Here is a 17,347-nt window from a genome sequence, read left to right on the forward strand (position 1 = left end):
CAGAATTTCAGCGTCTCAGGAGCCTTGCGCCTGGCGTCTCATCTCTAGGGCTTCGAGCTCGTTTTTATAATTATGAGCGTCGCTCTCGTTGTGAAACATGCCGACCAACAGGTCTTGTTGGTGTACATCCCAGATATGAATCCCATGGCCCAGGGCTTCGTGGGACATATGTTCGTCGTCGCGTTCAGTTACTTTTACAGTCATCTGCTTGCTCCAATCTCTGGTAGGTCTGCGGCAAGTCGTCGCAGGCCTTTGTTATATTATTTGTTAGCTTGCTAAGTAAACCGACTTTTCGCGCAACAAATATTTACGGTAACTGCAACAGTGCTGCAGGCCTTGAGAATTGGGGGTTTGTGGTGTGTGGGCTGCAGTTTTATGACAAAAGTTTCATGTTGTGAGTCCACGATCGCCATCGCAGGCAAGCCAGCTCCCATAGGGAAATGCATTCCAAATGTGGGAAGGGGCTTGCCCCTGATAGCGGTACGCACTTCACATCAAAACCGGCAGGCGAAAAAAAGCCCCGCATTCAGCGGGGCTCCTTTTTTGACTCACCCGCGCATCAGCTACCTTTGACAGCCTTGCCGTCAACCGTACCGTCTTGCAGCATGATGTTGTATTCCTTGCCGTCAGTTTCGACCTGGCGCAGGGCAACCAGGATGCCGCCCTGGTCCTTGGCAAACCACATCTGGGTGATGCGCTTGCTTTGCGACGGGTCGCGTACACGCTCGACCTTGATCGCGTCGATGGAGCCGACCTTGGTCTGGACCTTTTCCGGGCCGATCACGCGGAAATCGTAGGTATCGACGTCGGTACCTTCCGCCACGCGGTAGCTCATGCTTTTCTTGCCGGCGGCCACGTCGCGCTGCAGGGCGAGTTGGTAGGTCGACTTGTCGAGCATGCCACTTTCGAGGGTGACGTTGACCGGGTCCTTGTTCTCAAAGCCGGTGACCTTCTTGGCCGCCTGGTCGAAGTCCAGGTTGATCTTCTTGGCCTTGCCCAGGCCGCCGCGCTCGAAGGTGTAGCTCTTGGGCTGCAGAGTGTCCTTGTCAAACAGGATCACGCTGGTTTCGGTCAGGCTGGCGATCATCATGGACGCCTTGAAATTCAAGGTCCAGGTGCCGTCGCCGTTCTTGGTCAGGCTGCGTTCTGCCGAACCACTCATGGGCAACTGTTTCCAGTCGGCGGTGTAGCTGGCGGAGAAAGGGTGAAGGTCTGCCGCTTGCACGGCAGGCAAGGCAAACAGCGCGAAAGCGAAGAGCAGGGCGCGACGCATAAAATCTCCTAGGTTCGAATCAAGTGGCCGCTGGCCGCAAGTAACTGACCGTCCAATAATGCACCCTGGTCACCAAGAATCAACCGCCCCTCGGCAAACCAGCGTACCGCCAGCGGGTAAATCCTGTGTTCCTGGGTGTGAACCCGTTGCGCAAGGCTCTGCGCCGAGTCGCCAGACTCTACCGGAACCACTGCCTGTACGACCAGAGGTCCGCCATCGAGTTCCTCGGTCACGAAGTGCACGCTGCAGCCATGCTCACTGTCACCGGCGTCAAGCGCCCGCTGGTGCGTGTGTAACCCTTTGTATTTGGGCAGCAGGGAAGGGTGGATATTCAGCAGGCGCCCTTGGTAATGCCGGACGAATTCAGCGCTGAGAATGCGCATGAAGCCAGCCAGGACCACCAGTTTGGGGGTGAAGGCGTCGATCAGCTCGACGAGGGCGCTGTCGAAGGCCTCGCGACCGTCGAAAGCCTTGTGATCCAGGGTGCGGGTTTCGATACCCGCATCCCTGGCGCGTTGCAGGCCGTAGGCGTCGCTGCGGTTGGAGATCACCGCAGCGATGCGCACCGGGCTGTCGCCGGTGCGCGTGCTGTCGATCAGGGCCTGTAAGTTACTGCCAGTGCCGGAGAGCAGCACCACGACATCACAGGTCTGGGACATCAATGAGCCTTGAGGTTCTTCAGTTCAACCTGGGCTGCGCCTTCGGCGGCCGTGGCGATCTGGCCGATGACCCAAGGCTGCTCGCCGGCTTCACGCAGGACGTTCAGCGCGGTTTCGACGTGCTCTTGAGCCACGCAGATGACCATGCCGACGCCGCAGTTGAGGACGCGGTGCATCTCGGTTTCGTCAACGTTGCCTTTCTCTTGCAGCCAGTCGAAGACTGCAGGACGCTGCCAGCTGGCCACGTCGACAATGGCCTGGGCGCCTTTTGGCAGGACGCGCGGGATGTTGTCCAGCAGGCCGCCGCCGGTGATGTGGGCCATGGCCTTGACTGCGCCAGTGTCCTTGATCAGCTTGAGCAGTGGCTTGACGTAGATGCGGGTCGGGGCCATCAGCAGGTCGGTCAGCGGCTTGCCGTCGAGCTGGGTGTTCTCGATGTCGGCACCCGACACTTCGATGATCTTGCGGATCAGCGAGTAGCCGTTGGAGTGCGGGCCGGAAGACGGCAGGGCCAGCAGGGCGTCACCGGCAGCCACCTTGGAGCCGTCGATGATTTCGGCTTTTTCCACAACGCCGACGCAGAAACCGGCCAGGTCGTAGTCTTCGCCTTCGTACATGCCTGGCATTTCAGCGGTTTCGCCGCCGACCAGGGAGCAACCCGACAGTTCGCAGCCAGCGCCGATACCGGTCACCACTTGTGCAGCGGTGTCCACGTTCAGCTTGCCGGTGGCGTAGTAGTCGAGGAAGAACAACGGCTCGGCGCCGCACACCACCAGGTCATTGACGCACATGGCGACCAGGTCGATGCCGATGCTGTCGTGCTTGTTCAGGTTCAGTGCCAGGCGCAGCTTGGTGCCCACGCCGTCGGTGCCGGAGACCAGCACGGGCTGCTTGTAGCCGGCCGGGATCTCGCAGAGGGCGCCGAAACCGCCCAGGCCGCCCATGACTTCGGGGCGCGCAGTGCGCTTGGCGACGCTCTTGATGCGTTCGACCAATGCTTCACCGGCGTCGATGTCTACACCGGCGTCCTTGTAGCTCAGGGAGGGTTGCTTGCTCATGATCCAGGCCTTTAGGGGGGATTCAGGGGTAACGACCGAGTTGGCAGGGGCTTTTGTAAAGACCCAGCCGTTGACGGTCTGCGAAGGCGCGCGATTTTATCAGGCTTGAGGGGCAGCGGCCATCCTCGGGCCGACGGGCAGGGCCATATAGGCCAAAAAAAGCCGGTTAAAAAAATGCCAAGGAGCGCCGCCTTGGCGCGTATTAAGGTATAGCCTTTATAAAGCTGTCGTTATGACAGTAGGAAAACTTACCAATACCCTGTGAATGTTTTACCGGTGCCTGTGGTCACAGCCCTGGCAAACCAAGTTCACGTGGTCTGTTCCAGCCGCTAAATTTGTCGTTCGGGAATCTTTCATGCGTCTGTGTAATGTCTTTTTTGTAGGCTGTTTGTCATTGGTCAGCCTGGCGAGTCATGCCGAAACCCTCAATGGCCTCTATCAAGTGCTTGAGCCTGTGAGCAGTCAGTCGCCGCAGGAGCGTGACCAGGCCACCCAGCGGGCGGTGCAGACGCTGGTGATTCGCCTGACCGGCGACGCCAAGGCCGCAGACGGTCCGGGCCTGGCCGCGATACGCAAGGACCCGCAGCAGATCATCAGCCAGTACGGTTACGACGCTGGCCCGCCCGAAAGCCTGCAAGTGGATTTCGACCCGGTGAGTGCCGACCGTGCCCTGCGTGACGCGGGCCTGTCGATCTGGGGCAGCAATCGGCCGTCGATTCTCGGCTGGTGGTTGAACGACTCCACTGAAGGCAGCAGCCTGGTGGGCGATGGGCAGTCGGTCGCTCAAGCGCTGCGCCGTGCCGCACAACACCGGGGTTTGCCGCTGCGCCTGCCGCTGGGGGATTTGGAAGAGCAGGTGGTTGCCACCGCACCGAACCTGGAAAGTGCCGACGCCACACCGCTGCGTGCTGCATCCGAGCGTTATGGTGCCGATGCGTTGCTGGCCGTGCATGCGCGTCAGGAAGGCAGCCAATGGCAGGCCAAGTGGCGCTTGTGGTTGGGTGACAAGAGCGATCAGGGCACCGTCCAGGGCGCTGATACGGGCGCGGTGGCCGATGCCGTGATGCTGGCCGTCAGCCAGAAGCTCGCACCGCGTTTTGCGGTCAAACCGGGCGTGAGCACCGAACAATTGTTGGAAGTGCAAGGCATGACCCTTGAGCGCTATGCCGCACTGGGGCGTTTGCTCGAGCCTTTTGGTGGCCAACCCTTGCGGGTCGATGGCAGCCGGATTCTGTATCGCGTGCACGGCAGTGCCGATCAGTTACGTACCCAGTTGAGCCTGGCCAAGCTGCAGGAGGTGCCGGCGGGTGAATCGCCGGTGGTGGTGGAAGGTGCACAGCCTGACGCCGCACCTGAGCCTCAGGCGCAACTGCGGTTCAGTTGGTAAATGTTCTTCCTTATATAGAGACGGAGTGGTTTATGGCGGATACGCGTCGTTGGGTGTGGATTGGCGGGATTGTCCTGCTGTGCGGTTTTGTGTTCCTGCTGCATTCGATCCTGACGCCGTTCCTGGTCGCGTTGCTGTTGGCTTATCTGTTCGATCCGGTCGTGGATCGTCTGGAGAAGCTTGGCCTGTCGCGTACCTGGGGTGTGGTGGCGGTGTTCGCCTTGTTCACATTGATCATCACGGCGCTGGTGCTGGTGTTGGTGCCGATGTTGGCCAAGCAGTTGTTCCGCCTGTATGAGCTGGCGCCGCAGATGCTCGACTGGCTGCAGCACACGGCGATGCCGTGGGCCCAGGCCAAGCTGGGGTTGTCGGAGGGGTTCTGGAAGTTCGACAAGGTCAAGGCGGCCATCAGTGAGCACATGGGCCAGACCACCGACATCGTCGGCGTGGTGCTGAGCCAGGCGACGGCGTCGAGCCTGGCGCTGATCGGCTGGCTGACCAACCTCGTGCTGATCCCGGTGGTGGCGTTCTACCTGCTGCGCGACTGGGACATCATGATGGCCAAGATCCGCAGCCTGCTGCCGCGCGATCGCGAGGAGCGCATTGTGTCGCTGGCTGAAGAGTGCCACGAGGTGCTGGGTGCGTTCGTGCGCGGTCAGTTGCTGGTGATGCTGGCGCTGGGCATCATCTACGCCGCCGGACTGATGGCGATTGGCCTGGAGCTGGGCCTGTTGATCGGCCTGATCGCCGGCCTGGCGGCCATCGTGCCGTACATGGGCTTTGTGATCGGTATCGGCGCGGCGCTGGTGGCGGGGCTGTTTCAGTTCGGCGGCGACCTTTACCCGATGCTGGGGATTGTTGCCGTGTTCATGGTTGGTCAGGCCCTGGAGGGCATGGTGCTGACGCCGTTGCTCGTGGGTGACCGGATTGGCCTGCACCCGGTGGCGGTGATCTTCGCGATCCTGGCGGGCGGTGAGTTGTTCGGCTTTACTGGCATCTTGCTGGCCTTGCCGGTGGCGGCAGTGATCATGGTGCTGGTGCGTCACGTGCACGACCTGTACAAGGATTCGGACGTGTACACGGGGGTTGAAGACCCGGACCTGTAACCCTGGTGTCACAAACCCGGCCATGGCCGGGTTTGTTGTTTCTGGAGGGGCTGCGTCAAACAATCCGCGCAAAACCGGCAAGTTAACGCAAACCTTTGATTTTGCTTGTGGTCTGCTGCATTGTGCGCCCGGCGTCACGGGTATAAACTTTGCAAACTTTTCACAGAGGCCACTAGCGGTTCGTTTGGAGCCGTTCAGTCAGCATGAAACCGATTCAGCTGCCCTTGGGTGTGCGTCTGCGTGACGACGCCACCTTTATCAACTACTACCCAGGCGCCAATGCCGCTGCACTCGGCTATGTCGAGCGGCTTTGCGAAGCCGACGCCGGCTGGACCGAAAGCCTGATCTACCTGTGGGGTAAGCACGGGGTAGGGCGCACACACCTGCTGCAGGCCGCGTGCCTGCGTTTCGAGCAGATGGGCGAGCCGGCGGTTTACCTGCCGTTGGCTGAGTTGATGGATCGCGGTATCGGCATCTTCGACCACCTTGAGCAATACGAACTGGTCTGCCTGGATGACTTGCAAGCGATTGCCGGCAAGGCGGAGTGGGAAGAGGCGCTGTTTCACCTGTTCAACCGCCTGCGTGACAGTGGCCGACGCTTGTTGATTGCTGCGTCCACCTCGCCACGCGAGCTGCCGGTCAAGCTGGCGGACCTCAAGTCGCGCCTGACCCTGGCGCTGATCTTCCAGATGCGCCCGCTCTCCGACGAAGACAAGCTGCGCGCCCTGCAACTTCGCGCGTCCCGTCGCGGCCTGCACCTCACCGACGAGGTCGGGCACTTCATTCTCACCCGTGGTACACGCAGCATGAGCGCGTTGTTCGATTTGCTCGAGCAGCTCGATCAGGCCTCCTTGCAGGCGCAGCGCAAGCTGACAATCCCCTTCCTCAAGGAAACCCTCGGCTGGTAGCCAGGCCTCTGTTTTCAAGGCTTTCGGCATATTTCAGGCGCCAGAAAACCCGCGTTATGGCTGTTTTGGCCACGCAAAAGGCAGGTAAAGGGTGTTAAGGGCTTAGATGTCATAGTCCAAACAAGAAGTCACATAGACCGCGATTGAATTTGCAAATCGATCCGATAGTGGGCATAGTCTCGACTTCTTTACATACCCGCCACGGTCGTGCCCATGCTAAATCGCTTCGCACCCCTCGTGCCCCTCGCACTCGTTACCCTGTTGTTTGGTTGCGCCTCCCACCCTCAACAGGTGGTTGAGCAGCAAAAACCTCAACAACAGTCCCAGGCAAAATTCGTCGCTGCGCAGTCTGCTTCTGTTTATGAAGAAGAGCTGGCGACAGAAAAAGAACTGGCCGACTTTTCCGGCAGCAAGCCTTATCAGCTTCCCGTTCTGGCCGACAGCATCCTTGAGCGCGGCATGTCCCTGATCGGTACCCGTTACCGTTTTGGCGGCACCTCTGAAGCCGGTTTCGACTGCAGCGGTTTCATCGGCTACCTGTTTCGCGAAGAGGCGGGCATGAACCTGCCACGTTCCACTCGCGAAATGATCAACGTGAATGCACCGTTGGTCGCGCGCAACAACCTCAAGCCCGGTGATCTGCTTTTCTTCAGTACCAATGGTCGCGGTCGTGTCAGCCACGCCGGTATCTATCTGGGCGATAACCAGTTTATCCACTCCAGCAGCCGTCGCAGTGGCGGTGTCCGCGTCGATAACCTGGGCGACAGCTACTGGAGCAAAACCTTCATCGAAGCCAAGCGCGCACTGGCGATGGCCCCGACCACGGTTACCGCCAGCAAGTAAACTTAAAGTGATACTTGAAGTTTGACGTGTAAGCGCTAGAATCCCTGGACATTGTTGTATTCCGTTCGCGCGAGCCATGCTTGCGCGTTCTGGTTTTCAGCGTTCGGCAGCGAAAAGCCGCATCCAGACCAGGATTGTTCTGCACATGTCGACCTCAGCCCGCCTGATTCTTCTTGTTTGCGCCGCGCTTCTCAGCGCCTGCGCAAGCCGTCCACCGCCGCCCGCGCCCGTAGCGGTCAAGCCCAAGCCGGTGTTCAACTACTCCACCCAGAATTTCTCGCCGGCGGCCGAAGATGTGCTGTTTCGCGCCTTGGGCCTGGTCGGCACGCCTTATCGCTGGGGCGGCAACACCCCCGACTCGGGGTTTGATTGCAGTGGCCTGATCGGCTTTGTCTTTCGCGACGCTGCCGGCATTGCCCTGCCGCGCACCACCCGCGAGCTGATCGTGATGCGTGCGCAGGATGTCAGCGAGCAGAACCTGCAAACCGGCGACTTGCTGTTCTTCGCCACGGGCGGAGGTTCGCAGGTGAGTCACGCCGGCATCTACGTGGGCGAGGGCCGTTTTGTGCACGCGCCGCAAACCGGTGGCACGGTGAAGCTGGACACCTTGTCCAAGGCTTATTGGCAGAATGCATACTTGAGTGCCAAGCGCGTGTTGCCGGGGAATCTGGCGCGCAATCCTTAATTAAACACAGATCCCAATGTGGGAGGGGGCCAGCCCCCTCCCATATTCATTTTGGGGTGGTCTTTGGGCAAGTGCGGCAGCGGCTTTAATTGACGCTCTCCCCCCAACCCACTACCCTTCGCCGCTTGTTCCGGGTGCTCTGTGACCCGTGGGTCGACCGAGTGAAACAGGGAAGCCGGTGAGTGAGCGCACTTGTACACAGTGCTGCCGCGATCCCGGCGCTGCCCCCGCAACGGTAAATGAGTCAAGACGCTGCTGTGTGCCACTGTATCGCCAAGCGATATGGGAAGGCGCAGCGTTGGCTTGCTTTCTAGAGTAGAGAGCGCCACTCATGAGCCCGGAGACCGGCCTGTGACATCCAACAGCATCACGGTGGGCGATGCTTGGCTGTCTGTTTTTGTCTTTTCCTGCCCGCCGTTTTTGTCCAGCCCCAACGGAGAGCTGCCATGACCGATTCCCCTGAACGCGACGAACGCCACCTGGCGCGGATGTTGCGCAAAAAAGCCGTGATCGACGAGCGTATCGCCAATTCTCCCAACGAATGCGGTTTGCTGCTGGTGTTGACCGGCAACGGCAAAGGCAAGAGCAGCTCGGCGTTCGGCATGCTCGCGCGCGCCATGGGCCATGGCATGCAGTGCGGCGTGGTGCAGTTCATCAAGGGGCGTAACAGCACGGGCGAAGAGTTGTTCTTCCGCCGTTTCCCCGAGCAAGTGCGCTTCCACGTGATGGGCGAGGGCTTCACCTGGGAAACCCAGGACCGTCAGCGCGACATCGCTGCCGCCGAAGCCGCCTGGGCGGTTTCCCGCGAACTGCTGCAAGACCCTTCCATCGGCCTGGTCGTCCTCGATGAGCTGAACATTGCCCTCAAGCACGGCTACCTCGACCTGGACGCGGTGCTCAGCGACCTGCAAGCCCGTCCGCTGATGCAGCACGTCGTGGTCACTGGCCGTGGCGCCAAGCCCGAGCTGATCGAGATGGGCGACACCGTCACCGAAATGGGCATGCTCAAGCACGCGTTCCAGGCCGGTATCAAGGCACAGAAGGGCGTCGAACTTTGAATCAGCCCCGTCATTGCCCGGCCGTACTGATCGCCGCACCGGCGTCCGGCCAAGGCAAAACCACCGTCACCGCTGCGCTCGCCCGTTTGCACCGCAACCTGGGGCGCAAGGTGCGCGTGTTCAAATGCGGGCCGGACTTTCTCGACCCGATGATTCACGAGCGCGCCAGCGGTGCGCCGGTGTATCAACTGGACATGTGGATGGTGGGCGAGCAGGAAAGTCGCCGCCTGTTGTGGGAAGCCGCCGGGGAGGCCGACCTGATCCTGATCGAAGGCGTGATGGGCCTGTTTGACGGCACGCCGTCCAGCGCCGACCTGGCGCGGCACTTCGGTGTGCCGGTGCTGGGCGTGATCGACGGCACCGCCATGGCCCAGACCTTCGGCGCGCTGGCCTTGGGCCTGGCGCGTTACCAGCCAGATTTGCCGTTCGCTGGCGTGCTGGCCAATCGCGTTGGCACCCTGCGTCACGCGCAATTGCTCGAAGGCAGCTTGACTGAAGGCCTGCGCTGGTACGGCGCGCTCTCCCGCGAAACCGGGATCGAACTGCCCAGCCGCCATTTGGGCCTGGTGCAAGCCAGCGAGCTGAATGACCTCGACGTGCGCCTCGACGCAGCCGCCCAAGCCTTGGGCAGCAGTTGCGAAGTGGCCTTGCCGCCGCCGGTGACGTTCGCCGCGCCGCACATCATTGAAGCCGAACCCTTGCTCAAAGGTGTGCGGATCGCCGTGGCCCGTGACGAAGCGTTCGCCTTCACCTATGGCGCCAGCCTTGACCTGCTGCGGGCGATGGGCGCTGAGTTGTGCTTCTTTTCGCCGATCCATGATCGCCTATTGCCCGACGCCGACAGCCTCTACCTGCCCGGCGGTTATCCGGAACTGCACCACCAGGCGCTGTCGGAAAATACCCCGATGCTCGATGCGATCCGCTCACACCACGCGGCGGGTAAACCGCTGCTGGCCGAATGTGGCGGCATGCTGTATCTGCTGGACTCGCTCACCGATGTCGACGGCACCCGCGCCGAACTGCTCGGCCTGTTGCAGGGCGATGCGGTGATGCAGAAGAAGCTCGCGGCCCTGGCCCTGCAAAACGTCGACCTGCCTGAAGGCACGTTGCGTGGCCATACCTATCACCATTCCCTGACCAGCACCGACTGTGAGCCGATTGCCCGTGGCGTGAGCCCCAATGGCGGGCGCGGCGCGGAGGCGGTTTATCGACAGGGGCGGATGACCGCTTCCTACGTGCACTTTTACTTTCCATCGAATCCATCGGCGGTGGCTGCACTGTTCGCGCCAGACCTTGCGGCCGCTTTCGCGGGCAAGCCCGCTGCCACGGGGGATCGAGTCGAACCTCATACTGATGGATGCCTCCAATCCAATCTGGGAGCGGGCTTGCCCGCGATGAGGCCATGACTGACAACGCCTTCCCCGAGGCCGACCGCCAAGCCGTCTACCGCGCCATCGCCGAACGCCGAGACATGCGCCACTTCAGCGGCGGCACAGTGGCCCCCGAGTTGCTGCATCGTCTGCTGCAGGCGGCCCATCAGGCACCGAGTGTTGGCTTGATGCAGCCTTGGCGCTTCATCCGCATCAGCGACCGCGCACTGCGCGGGCAGATCCAGCAGTTGGTGGAGGAGGAGCGCATACGCACCGCCGAGGCGTTGGGCGAACGCTCCGACGAATTCATGAAACTCAAGGTCGAAGGCATTCACGATTGCGCCGAAGTACTGGTGGCCGCGCTGATGGATGATCGTGAACGGCACATCTTCGGCCGTCGCACCTTGCCGGAAATGGACATGGCGTCGTTGTCCTGTGCGATCCAGAACCTGTGGCTGGCGGCGCGCGTCGAAGGGCTCGGGATGGGTTGGGTCTCGCTGTTCGAGCCCCAGGCCCTGGCCGACCTGCTGGGTTTACCGCCTGGCGCCAAGCCCCTGGCCGTGTTGTGCCTGGGGCCGGTGGCTGAGTTCTATCCGGCACCGATGTTGCAACTCGAAGGCTGGACCGAACCACGGCCGCTGAGTGACATGCTGTATGAGAATGGGTGGGGAGTGAGTCAATGAGTGTGGCCTTGCTGTGTGTCGCCGCCGTGGCGCTGGATGCGCTGCTGGGCGAGCCCAGGCGCTGGCATCCGCTGGTGGCGTTCGGCAATTTCGCCGGGCGCATCGAGCAACGCTTCAACACCGGCGGTCGCGGTTGGCGCAGCCACGGGGTGACCGCCTGGTTTATCGCCGTGGTGCCGCTGACCCTGCTGGCCACGGCCTTGTCGTGGGCGCCGTATATCGGTTGGGTCCTGGAGATCCTGGCGTTGTACTGCGCCCTCGGCATGCGCAGCCTCGGCGAGCACGTAATCCCGGTGGCCCAGGCCCTGCGCAGCGATGACCTCGACGAAGCGCGTAAACGCGTGAGTTACCTGGTGAGCCGCCAGACCAGCGAGCTGGACAATACCGAAGTCGCCCGTGCCGCCACCGAATCGGTACTGGAGAACGGCAGCGATGCGGTATTCGCCGCGATATTCTGGTTTGTGGTTGCCGGTGTACCAGGCGTCGTGCTCTATCGCCTGAGCAATACCCTCGACGCGATGTGGGGCTATCGCAACGAACGCTTCGAGCGTTTCGGCTGGGCGGCGGCAAAAATCGACGACGTGTTGAACTACATACCTGCCCGCCTGGTGGCGTTGACCTATGCGCTACTGGGCAAGACGCGTCTGGCGTTCAAATGCTGGCGCACCCAGGGGCCGACCTGGGACAGTCCCAACGCCGGCCCGGTGATGGCTGCTGGCGCAGGCGCGCTGGGTGTGGCGCTCGGCGGCGCGGCGATCTATCACGGCGAAGTGCACCAGCGCCCGCCATTGGGCGAAGGCCCGGAAGCCGATGCGGATTCCATCGATCGGGGCTGGCAACTGGTGCAGCGCGGCGTATGGTTGTGGCTGCTGATCCTGTGCGCGGGGGCGCAATTCTATGCTTGAACACGGAGGCCGTCTGCGCAAGGCGGCAATTCAATACGGCATCCCGGCGCCAGACTGGCTGGACCTGTCCAGTGGCCTCGCGCCGTGGCCCTGGCCCATCCCGCAGATCCCGCTGCAGGCCTGGGCGCGTCTGCCGGAAACCGACGACGGCCTGGAGCAGGCCGCCAGCGAGTACTACGGCGCCGCGCACCTGCTGCCGGTAGCGGGTTCCCAGGCCGCGATCCAGTTGCTGCCGCGCCTGCGCCGTGCTGGCAAGGTCGGCGTATTGTCGCCGTGCTATGCCGAACACGCCGAAGCCTGGCGCCGCGCCGGTTACGTGGTGCGTGAAGTGCAGGAACAGGAAGTGGATTTCTTCCTCGACAGCCTCGACGTGTTGGTGGTGGTCAATCCGAACAACCCTACGGGGTTGAGCCTGACCCCGCAGCGCCTGCTGGACTGGCACACGCGCCTGGCCCAGCGCGGTGGCTGGCTGGTGGTGGACGAGGCCTTCATGGACGTGACCCCGCAATTGAGCTTGGCGAGCCACGCTCATCAGGTCGGCTTGATCGTGCTGCGTTCGTTCGGCAAATTCTTTGGCCTGGCCGGTGTACGCCTGGGCTTTGTATTGGCCGAACGCAAACTGCTCAAGCTGCTCGCCGAGCAGGTCGGGCCGTGGGCCGTCAGCGGGCCGACGCGTGTCCTCGGCCAGGTGTGCCTGCGCGACACCGAAGGGCAGGCCCGCCAGCGTGCGCGGTGCATCGAGGCGGGCCAGCGCCTGTTTGCCATGCTGCAGCACCATGGGTTCCAGCCTCAGGGTGGCTGCGCATTGTTCCAGTGGTTGATCACGCCGCACGCCGAGCGAATGCACGAATTCATGGCCCAGCGCGGGATCCTGTTGCGCCTCTTCGTGCACGACAGCAGCCTGCGGTTCGGCTTGCCCGATACCGAAGCCGACTGGCTGCGTGTCGACGCAGCGCTGACGGCCTACAGGGACGCTTCATGAGTACGCTGATGGTGCAAGGCACCACCTCCGACGCCGGTAAAAGTACCCTGGTGACTGCGCTGTGCCGCTGGCTGATCCGCCAGGGCGTCGGCGTGGTGCCGTTCAAGCCGCAGAACATGGCCCTCAACAGCGCCGTGACCGCCGAAGGCGGCGAGATCGGTCGCGCCCAGGCGGTGCAGGCGCAGGCCGCCCACCTCGCGCCCCACACCGACATGAACCCGGTGCTGCTCAAACCCAACAGCGACACGGGCTCCCAAGTGATCATCCATGGTCGCGCCGTGACCAGCATGAACGCCGTGGCGTATCACGACTACAAAGCCATTGCGATGCAAGCGGTGCTGGCCTCTCACGCGCGGTTGAGCGAAACCTACCCGGTGGTGATGGTGGAAGGTGCCGGCTCGCCGGCAGAGATCAACCTGCGTGCCAATGACATCGCGAACATGGGCTTTGCCGAAGCGGTGGACTGCCCGGTGTTGTTGATCGCCGATATCAACCGAGGCGGCGTGTTCGCCCATCTGGTCGGTACCCTCGAACTGCTTTCGCCGAGTGAGCAGGCGCGGGTCAAAGGCTTCATCATCAACCGTTTTCGCGGCGATATCGCGCTGCTGCAACCGGGCCTGGACTGGCTGGAAGCGCGCACCGGCAAACCGGTGGTAGGCGTGCTGCCCTACGTGATGGACCTGCACCTGGAGGCCGAGGACGGCATCGACAGGCGCCAGATCGACAAAGCCGCGCAGGTGCTCAAAGTGGTGGTTCCGGTGCTGCCGCGCATCAGCAACCACACCGATTTCGACCCGTTGCGCCTGCACCCCCAGGTGGATCTGCAGTTCGTCGGCCCGGGCCAGGCAATTCCGGCCGCCGACCTGATCATCCTTCCTGGCTCCAAGAGCGTGCGCAGCGACCTGGCGTATCTGCGTGCCAGTGGCTGGGACACGGCGGTGGCAAGGCACCTGCGCTATGGCGGCAAGGTGCTGGGTATTTGCGGTGGTTTGCAGATGCTCGGCGAGCAAGTGCATGACCCGCTGGGCCTTGAAGGACCTGCCGGCTCCAGCGATGGCTTGGGGTTGCTGGCCTTCAGCACCATGCTGGAAGAAGAGAAACAACTGCGCAATGTGCGCGGGCGCTTGCGGCTCGAAGACGCTGAAGTGAGTGGATACGAGATCCACGCGGGCGTGACCACTGGCGATGCCCTGACGCGTGCCGCCGTGGTGCTGGACGATGGCCGCAGCGACGGAGCACAGAGTGCAGATGGGCAGATACTCGGCACATACCTGCATGGCCTGTTCGAAACGCCGGCGGCATGCAGCGCCTTGCTGCGCTGGGCCGGGTTGCAGGATGTGCAGGCAGTGGATTATCACGCGCTGCGCGAGCGCGACATCGAGCGTTTGGCGGACCTGGTGGAACATCACCTCGACACCGATTTGCTGCGTAACCTATGCGGGCTTTGACGATGTTCACGCGATCCCGAGGTGGGAGCGCGCGAGGTTCATCTTTCGAAGCGGCAAAACAAGGGTAAACCCATGCTCCAACTGATCCTCGGCGGTGCGCGCTCCGGCAAAAGCCGCCTCGCTGAACAACTTGCGAGCGACAGCACGCTGCCCGTCATCTACATCGCCACCAGCCAACCCCTGGACGGTGAGATGAACGCGCGTGTCGCCCTGCATCGCCAGCGTCGCCCCGACCACTGGGGCCTGGTCGAAGAGCCTGTCGAACTGGCCCGCGTGTTGCGGGAAAACGCCGCGGCCGACCGGTGCCTGCTGGTGGATTGCCTGACCCTGTGGCTCACCAACCTGCTGATGCTCGAAGACCCGCAACGGCTGGCCATCGAGCGCGATCGCCTGCTCGACACCCTGGCCACGCTGCCGGGTGAAATCATTTTTGTCAGCAACGAGACCGGACTGGGTGTCGTGCCGCTGGGCGAATTGACTCGCCGCTATGTGGATGAAGCCGGTTGGCTGCATCAAGCCTTGGCCGAGCGGTGTCAGCGTGTTGTCCTGACGGTCGCCGGCCTGCCCCTGACGTTGAAAGGTATTGCGTTATGAATGACACCTGGTGGCTCAACCCCTGTAAGGCAATCGACGCGCATGCATACGAACAAGCCCTGACGCGCCAGCAGCAACTGACCAAGCCCGCCGGCTCCCTCGGCCACCTGGAAGCCCTGGCCGTGCAATTGGCCGGCTTGCAGGGGCAGGTTAAACCGTCGGTGGACGCACTGTGGATCGCGATCTTTGCCGGTGACCACGGCGTGGTCGCGGAGGGCGTGTCGGCCTATCCGCAGGAAGTCACCGGGCAGATGCTGCATAACTTTGTCAGCGGCGGCGCGGCCATCAGCGTGTTGGCGCGGCAACTGGATGCACAGTTGGAAGTGGTCGACCTCGGCACCGTTACGCCGTCACTGGATTTGCCCGGCGTGCGTCACCTGAACATCGGCGCCGGCACCGCCAATTTCGTCAACGGCCCGGCGATGACCCCGGTCCAGGGGCGACTGGCCCTGCAAGCGGGTCGCGACAGTGCACAGCGCGCGCGGGAGAAGGGTGCGCAGTTGTTCATCGGCGGCGAAATGGGCATCGGCAACACCACGGCCGCCAGTGCGCTGGCCTGTGCCTTGCTCGACTGCCGTGTCACCGACCTGACCGGCCCAGGCACTGGCTTGGACGCCCAGGGCGTCAGTCACAAGGTCACAGTGATTGAACGTGCCATAGCGTTGCACGCCGCGCAGCGCGGTGACACCTTGCAGACCCTGTTCAATCTTGGCGGGTTTGAAATCGCGGCGCTGGTCGGTGCTTACCTGGCCTGTGCCCAGGCCGGCATCGTCGTGCTGGTGGACGGGTTTATCTGCACCGTGGCGGCGCTGGTCGCCACGCGCTTGAACCCGGCGTGCCGCGAGTGGCTGGTGTTCGGCCATCGTGGCGCCGAGCCCGGTCACCGCCACGTACTGCAGAGCCTCGACGCGCAGCCGTTGCTGGACCTGGGCCTGCGCCTGGGCGAAGGCAGTGGCGCGGCGCTGGCGGTGCCGGTGCTGCGCCTGGCCTGTGCGCTGCACGGGCAGATGGCGACATTCGCTGAAGCCGCCGTGGCAGACCGCCCGGCATGACCCTGCACCTGGACCTGCTGCGCCACGGCGAAACCGAGCTGGGTGGTGGCCTGCGCGGCAGCCTGGACGACGCGCTGACCGCCAAGGGCTGGGAGCAGATGCGCGCCGCGGTGGCGGAGCAGGGGCCGTGGGATCGGCTGATCAGTTCGCCGCTGCAACGCTGCGCGCGCTTTGCCGAAGAGCTGGGCGCGCGGCTGAACCTGCCGGTGAGCCTGGAGAAGGGTCTGCAAGAGCTGCACTTCGGCGCTTGGGAAGGGCGGAGCGCCGCCGCGCTGATGGACACCGACGCTGAAGCGTTGGGCCGGTTTTGGGCGGATCCCTACAGCTTCACACCGCCGGAGGGGGAGCCGGTCAGCGATTTTTCCCACCGGGTATTTGCTGCCGTCTCACGCTTGCATCAAGCGTATGCGGGGGAGCGCGTGTTGTTGATCTGCCATGGCGGGGTGATGAAATTGTTGCTGGCCCACGCGCGGGGTTTGCCGCGTGAGCAGCTGTTGAATGTCGAAGTCGGCCACGGTGGGTTGTTTAGCCTGCAGGTAGTGGCTGGCGGCGTCGTGAAGGAAGTGGGGTGACTGTGCTGCCATTCTGGATCGCCCTGCAATTTCTCAGCAGCTTGCCCATTCGCCTGCCGGGCATGCCGCAACCGCAGGAATTGGGCCGTTCGCTGCTGTTTTACCCAGTTGTCGGCCTGCTGTTCGGCCTGTTGTTGTGGGGTTTGAACGCGTCGTTGGTAGGGGCGCCCGTGTTGCTGCACGCAGCCTTGTTGCTGACCGCCTGGGTATTGCTCAGTGGTGGGCTGCACCTGGATGGCCTGGCGGACAGCGCAGACGCCTGGCTCGGCGGCTTCGGCGACCGTGAACGCACCCTCACCATCATGAAGGACCCGCGCAGCGGGCCGATCGCGGTGGTCACCCTGGGGCTGGTGCTGTTGCTCAAGTTCACTGCGCTGGTGGCGTTGATCGAGCAGCACAACGGCACGGCACTGATTCTGGCGCCGCTGATCGGGCGCGCTTCGATGCTGGCGTTGTTCCTCACCACGCGTTATGTGCGCGCAGGTGGATTGGGTCAGGCGCTGTCGGACCATTTACCGAGGGTTGTCGGTCAACAGGTGCTGATCCTCAGCGGTCTGGCGTGTGTGCTCATCGGTGGTATCAACGGCGGGATCGCGGTATTACTCGCGGCACTGTGTTTCATGGGGCTGCGCCACTTGATGATCAAGCGGTTGGGCGGCACTACCGGCGACACGGCGGGCGCGCTGTTGGAGCTGCTGGAAGTCGCGGTGTTGGTTGCGCTGGTTCTGTAACACTTTCTTGCATTTCCTTAGACGCGGGTATAT

At 62.7% G+C, this 17,347-nt stretch carries 19 protein-coding genes and 1 riboswitch; of the genes, 15 read left to right on the top strand and 4 right to left on the bottom strand.

The window, feature by feature from the left end; all coding sequences use genetic code 11:
• Positions 1-15: 15 nt before the first annotated feature.
• The 4 genes from CQ041_RS14155 to purM all read right to left on the bottom strand — a co-directional run bounded on the left by CQ041_RS14155 (position 16) and on the right by purM (position 2,990).
• Positions 16-204, bottom strand: coding sequence for a hypothetical protein (locus tag CQ041_RS14155; protein ID WP_010208657.1), 189 nt, complete (start codon positions 202-204; stop codon positions 16-18).
• A 355-nt stretch (positions 205-559) separates the two neighbouring features.
• Positions 560-1,273, bottom strand: coding sequence for a DUF3108 domain-containing protein (locus CQ041_RS14160; RefSeq protein ID WP_105523081.1), 714 nt, complete (start codon positions 1,271-1,273; stop codon positions 560-562).
• An 8-nt stretch (positions 1,274-1,281) separates the two neighbouring features.
• Complete coding sequence (gene purN / locus CQ041_RS14165; RefSeq protein ID WP_105523082.1) at positions 1,282-1,932, bottom strand: phosphoribosylglycinamide formyltransferase; 651 nt, start codon at positions 1,930-1,932, stop codon at positions 1,282-1,284.
• Positions 1,932-2,990 carry a phosphoribosylformylglycinamidine cyclo-ligase gene (purM, locus tag CQ041_RS14170; RefSeq protein ID WP_105523083.1) on the bottom strand — a complete coding sequence of 353 codons (1,059 nt, stop codon included), beginning with the start codon at positions 2,988-2,990 and terminating at the stop codon, positions 1,932-1,934. Before purM ends, purN begins: the two co-directional genes overlap by 1 nt.
• Positions 2,991-3,345: 355 nt before the next feature.
• On the opposite strand from purM, the gene CQ041_RS14175 reads away from it, so the two are divergent.
• The 15 genes from CQ041_RS14175 (at position 3,346) to CQ041_RS14245 (ending at position 17,314) form a co-directional block, all read left to right on the top strand.
• A complete protein-coding gene (locus CQ041_RS14175; RefSeq protein WP_105523084.1) occupies positions 3,346-4,377 on the top strand; it encodes a DUF2066 domain-containing protein in 1,032 nt (343 codons plus the stop codon).
• A 32-nt stretch (positions 4,378-4,409) separates the two neighbouring features.
• Complete coding sequence (locus CQ041_RS14180) at positions 4,410-5,483, top strand: AI-2E family transporter (protein WP_105523085.1); 1,074 nt, start codon at positions 4,410-4,412, stop codon at positions 5,481-5,483.
• A gap of 203 nt (positions 5,484-5,686) precedes the next feature.
• Entirely contained in the window at positions 5,687-6,391 is a 705-nt protein-coding gene (gene hda / locus CQ041_RS14185) for a DnaA regulatory inactivator Hda (protein WP_058422138.1), read from the top strand.
• 213 nt (positions 6,392-6,604) lie between these two features.
• Positions 6,605-7,234 carry a C40 family peptidase gene (locus CQ041_RS14190; RefSeq protein WP_105523086.1) on the top strand — a complete coding sequence of 210 codons (630 nt, stop codon included), beginning with the start codon at positions 6,605-6,607 and terminating at the stop codon, positions 7,232-7,234.
• 145 nt (positions 7,235-7,379) lie between these two features.
• Complete coding sequence (locus CQ041_RS14195; protein ID WP_105523087.1) at positions 7,380-7,919, top strand: C40 family peptidase; 540 nt, start codon at positions 7,380-7,382, stop codon at positions 7,917-7,919.
• 115 nt (positions 7,920-8,034) lie between these two features.
• Positions 8,035-8,287, top strand: a riboswitch (cobalamin riboswitch).
• A gap of 78 nt (positions 8,288-8,365) precedes the next feature.
• Entirely contained in the window at positions 8,366-8,977 is a 612-nt protein-coding gene (gene cobO, locus CQ041_RS14200; RefSeq protein WP_105523088.1) for a cob(I)yrinic acid a,c-diamide adenosyltransferase, read from the top strand.
• Positions 8,974-10,383: a cobyrinate a,c-diamide synthase gene (locus tag CQ041_RS14205; RefSeq protein WP_105523089.1), complete on the top strand. Its 1,410-nt coding sequence runs from the start codon at positions 8,974-8,976 to the stop codon at positions 10,381-10,383. The genes cobO and CQ041_RS14205 overlap by 4 nt, the downstream gene beginning before the upstream one ends.
• Positions 10,380-11,030 (top strand): 5,6-dimethylbenzimidazole synthase, encoded by a 651-nt coding sequence (bluB, locus tag CQ041_RS14210; RefSeq protein WP_105523090.1) that lies wholly within the window; start codon positions 10,380-10,382, stop codon positions 11,028-11,030. Before CQ041_RS14205 ends, bluB begins: the two co-directional genes overlap by 4 nt.
• Positions 11,027-11,935 (top strand): adenosylcobinamide-phosphate synthase CbiB, encoded by a 909-nt coding sequence (gene cbiB / locus CQ041_RS14215; RefSeq protein WP_105523091.1) that lies wholly within the window; start codon positions 11,027-11,029, stop codon positions 11,933-11,935. The genes bluB and cbiB overlap by 4 nt, the downstream gene beginning before the upstream one ends.
• A complete protein-coding gene (gene cobD, locus CQ041_RS14220; protein WP_105523092.1) occupies positions 11,928-12,917 on the top strand; it encodes a threonine-phosphate decarboxylase CobD in 990 nt (329 codons plus the stop codon). The genes cbiB and cobD overlap by 8 nt, the downstream gene beginning before the upstream one ends.
• The gene (locus tag CQ041_RS14225) at positions 12,914-14,365 is read left to right on the top strand and encodes a cobyric acid synthase (protein ID WP_105523093.1); all 1,452 of its coding nucleotides are present in this window, start codon (positions 12,914-12,916) and stop codon (positions 14,363-14,365) included. The genes cobD and CQ041_RS14225 overlap by 4 nt, the downstream gene beginning before the upstream one ends.
• Positions 14,366-14,437: 72 nt before the next feature.
• Positions 14,438-14,959 carry a bifunctional adenosylcobinamide kinase/adenosylcobinamide-phosphate guanylyltransferase gene (gene cobU, locus CQ041_RS14230; protein WP_105523094.1) on the top strand — a complete coding sequence of 174 codons (522 nt, stop codon included), beginning with the start codon at positions 14,438-14,440 and terminating at the stop codon, positions 14,957-14,959.
• Positions 14,956-16,011: a nicotinate-nucleotide--dimethylbenzimidazole phosphoribosyltransferase gene (gene cobT / locus CQ041_RS14235; RefSeq protein ID WP_105523095.1), complete on the top strand. Its 1,056-nt coding sequence runs from the start codon at positions 14,956-14,958 to the stop codon at positions 16,009-16,011. Before cobU ends, cobT begins: the two co-directional genes overlap by 4 nt.
• Positions 16,008-16,583, top strand: coding sequence for an alpha-ribazole phosphatase family protein (gene cobC, locus CQ041_RS14240; RefSeq protein ID WP_105523096.1), 576 nt, complete (start codon positions 16,008-16,010; stop codon positions 16,581-16,583). Before cobT ends, cobC begins: the two co-directional genes overlap by 4 nt.
• Before the next feature lie 2 nt (positions 16,584-16,585).
• Positions 16,586-17,314: an adenosylcobinamide-GDP ribazoletransferase gene (locus CQ041_RS14245; RefSeq protein ID WP_105523243.1), complete on the top strand. Its 729-nt coding sequence runs from the start codon at positions 16,586-16,588 to the stop codon at positions 17,312-17,314.
• Positions 17,315-17,347 lie beyond the last annotated feature (33 nt).

Origin of the sequence: Pseudomonas sp. MYb60, assembly GCF_002979555.1 — a bacterium.
Classification (GTDB): domain Bacteria; phylum Pseudomonadota; class Gammaproteobacteria; order Pseudomonadales; family Pseudomonadaceae; genus Aquipseudomonas.

Coding starts and splice junctions, on each gene's coding strand:
- CQ041_RS14155 (WP_010208657.1), bottom strand. CDS start 204: ATGACTGTAAAAGTAACTGAACGCGACGACGAACATATGTCCCACGAA.
- CQ041_RS14160 (WP_105523081.1), bottom strand. CDS start 1,273: ATGCGTCGCGCCCTGCTCTTCGCTTTCGCGCTGTTTGCCTTGCCTGCC.
- purN (WP_105523082.1), bottom strand. CDS start 1,932: ATGTCCCAGACCTGTGATGTCGTGGTGCTGCTCTCCGGCACTGGCAGT.
- purM (WP_105523083.1), bottom strand. CDS start 2,990: ATGAGCAAGCAACCCTCCCTGAGCTACAAGGACGCCGGTGTAGACATC.
- CQ041_RS14175 (WP_105523084.1), top strand. CDS start 3,346: ATGCGTCTGTGTAATGTCTTTTTTGTAGGCTGTTTGTCATTGGTCAGC.
- CQ041_RS14180 (WP_105523085.1), top strand. CDS start 4,410: ATGGCGGATACGCGTCGTTGGGTGTGGATTGGCGGGATTGTCCTGCTG.
- hda (WP_058422138.1), top strand. CDS start 5,687: ATGAAACCGATTCAGCTGCCCTTGGGTGTGCGTCTGCGTGACGACGCC.
- CQ041_RS14190 (WP_105523086.1), top strand. CDS start 6,605: ATGCTAAATCGCTTCGCACCCCTCGTGCCCCTCGCACTCGTTACCCTG.
- CQ041_RS14195 (WP_105523087.1), top strand. CDS start 7,380: ATGTCGACCTCAGCCCGCCTGATTCTTCTTGTTTGCGCCGCGCTTCTC.
- cobO (WP_105523088.1), top strand. CDS start 8,366: ATGACCGATTCCCCTGAACGCGACGAACGCCACCTGGCGCGGATGTTG.
- bluB (WP_105523090.1), top strand. CDS start 10,380: ATGACTGACAACGCCTTCCCCGAGGCCGACCGCCAAGCCGTCTACCGC.
- cbiB (WP_105523091.1), top strand. CDS start 11,027: ATGAGTGTGGCCTTGCTGTGTGTCGCCGCCGTGGCGCTGGATGCGCTG.
- cobD (WP_105523092.1), top strand. CDS start 11,928: ATGCTTGAACACGGAGGCCGTCTGCGCAAGGCGGCAATTCAATACGGC.
- CQ041_RS14225 (WP_105523093.1), top strand. CDS start 12,914: ATGAGTACGCTGATGGTGCAAGGCACCACCTCCGACGCCGGTAAAAGT.
- cobU (WP_105523094.1), top strand. CDS start 14,438: ATGCTCCAACTGATCCTCGGCGGTGCGCGCTCCGGCAAAAGCCGCCTC.
- cobT (WP_105523095.1), top strand. CDS start 14,956: ATGAATGACACCTGGTGGCTCAACCCCTGTAAGGCAATCGACGCGCAT.
- cobC (WP_105523096.1), top strand. CDS start 16,008: ATGACCCTGCACCTGGACCTGCTGCGCCACGGCGAAACCGAGCTGGGT.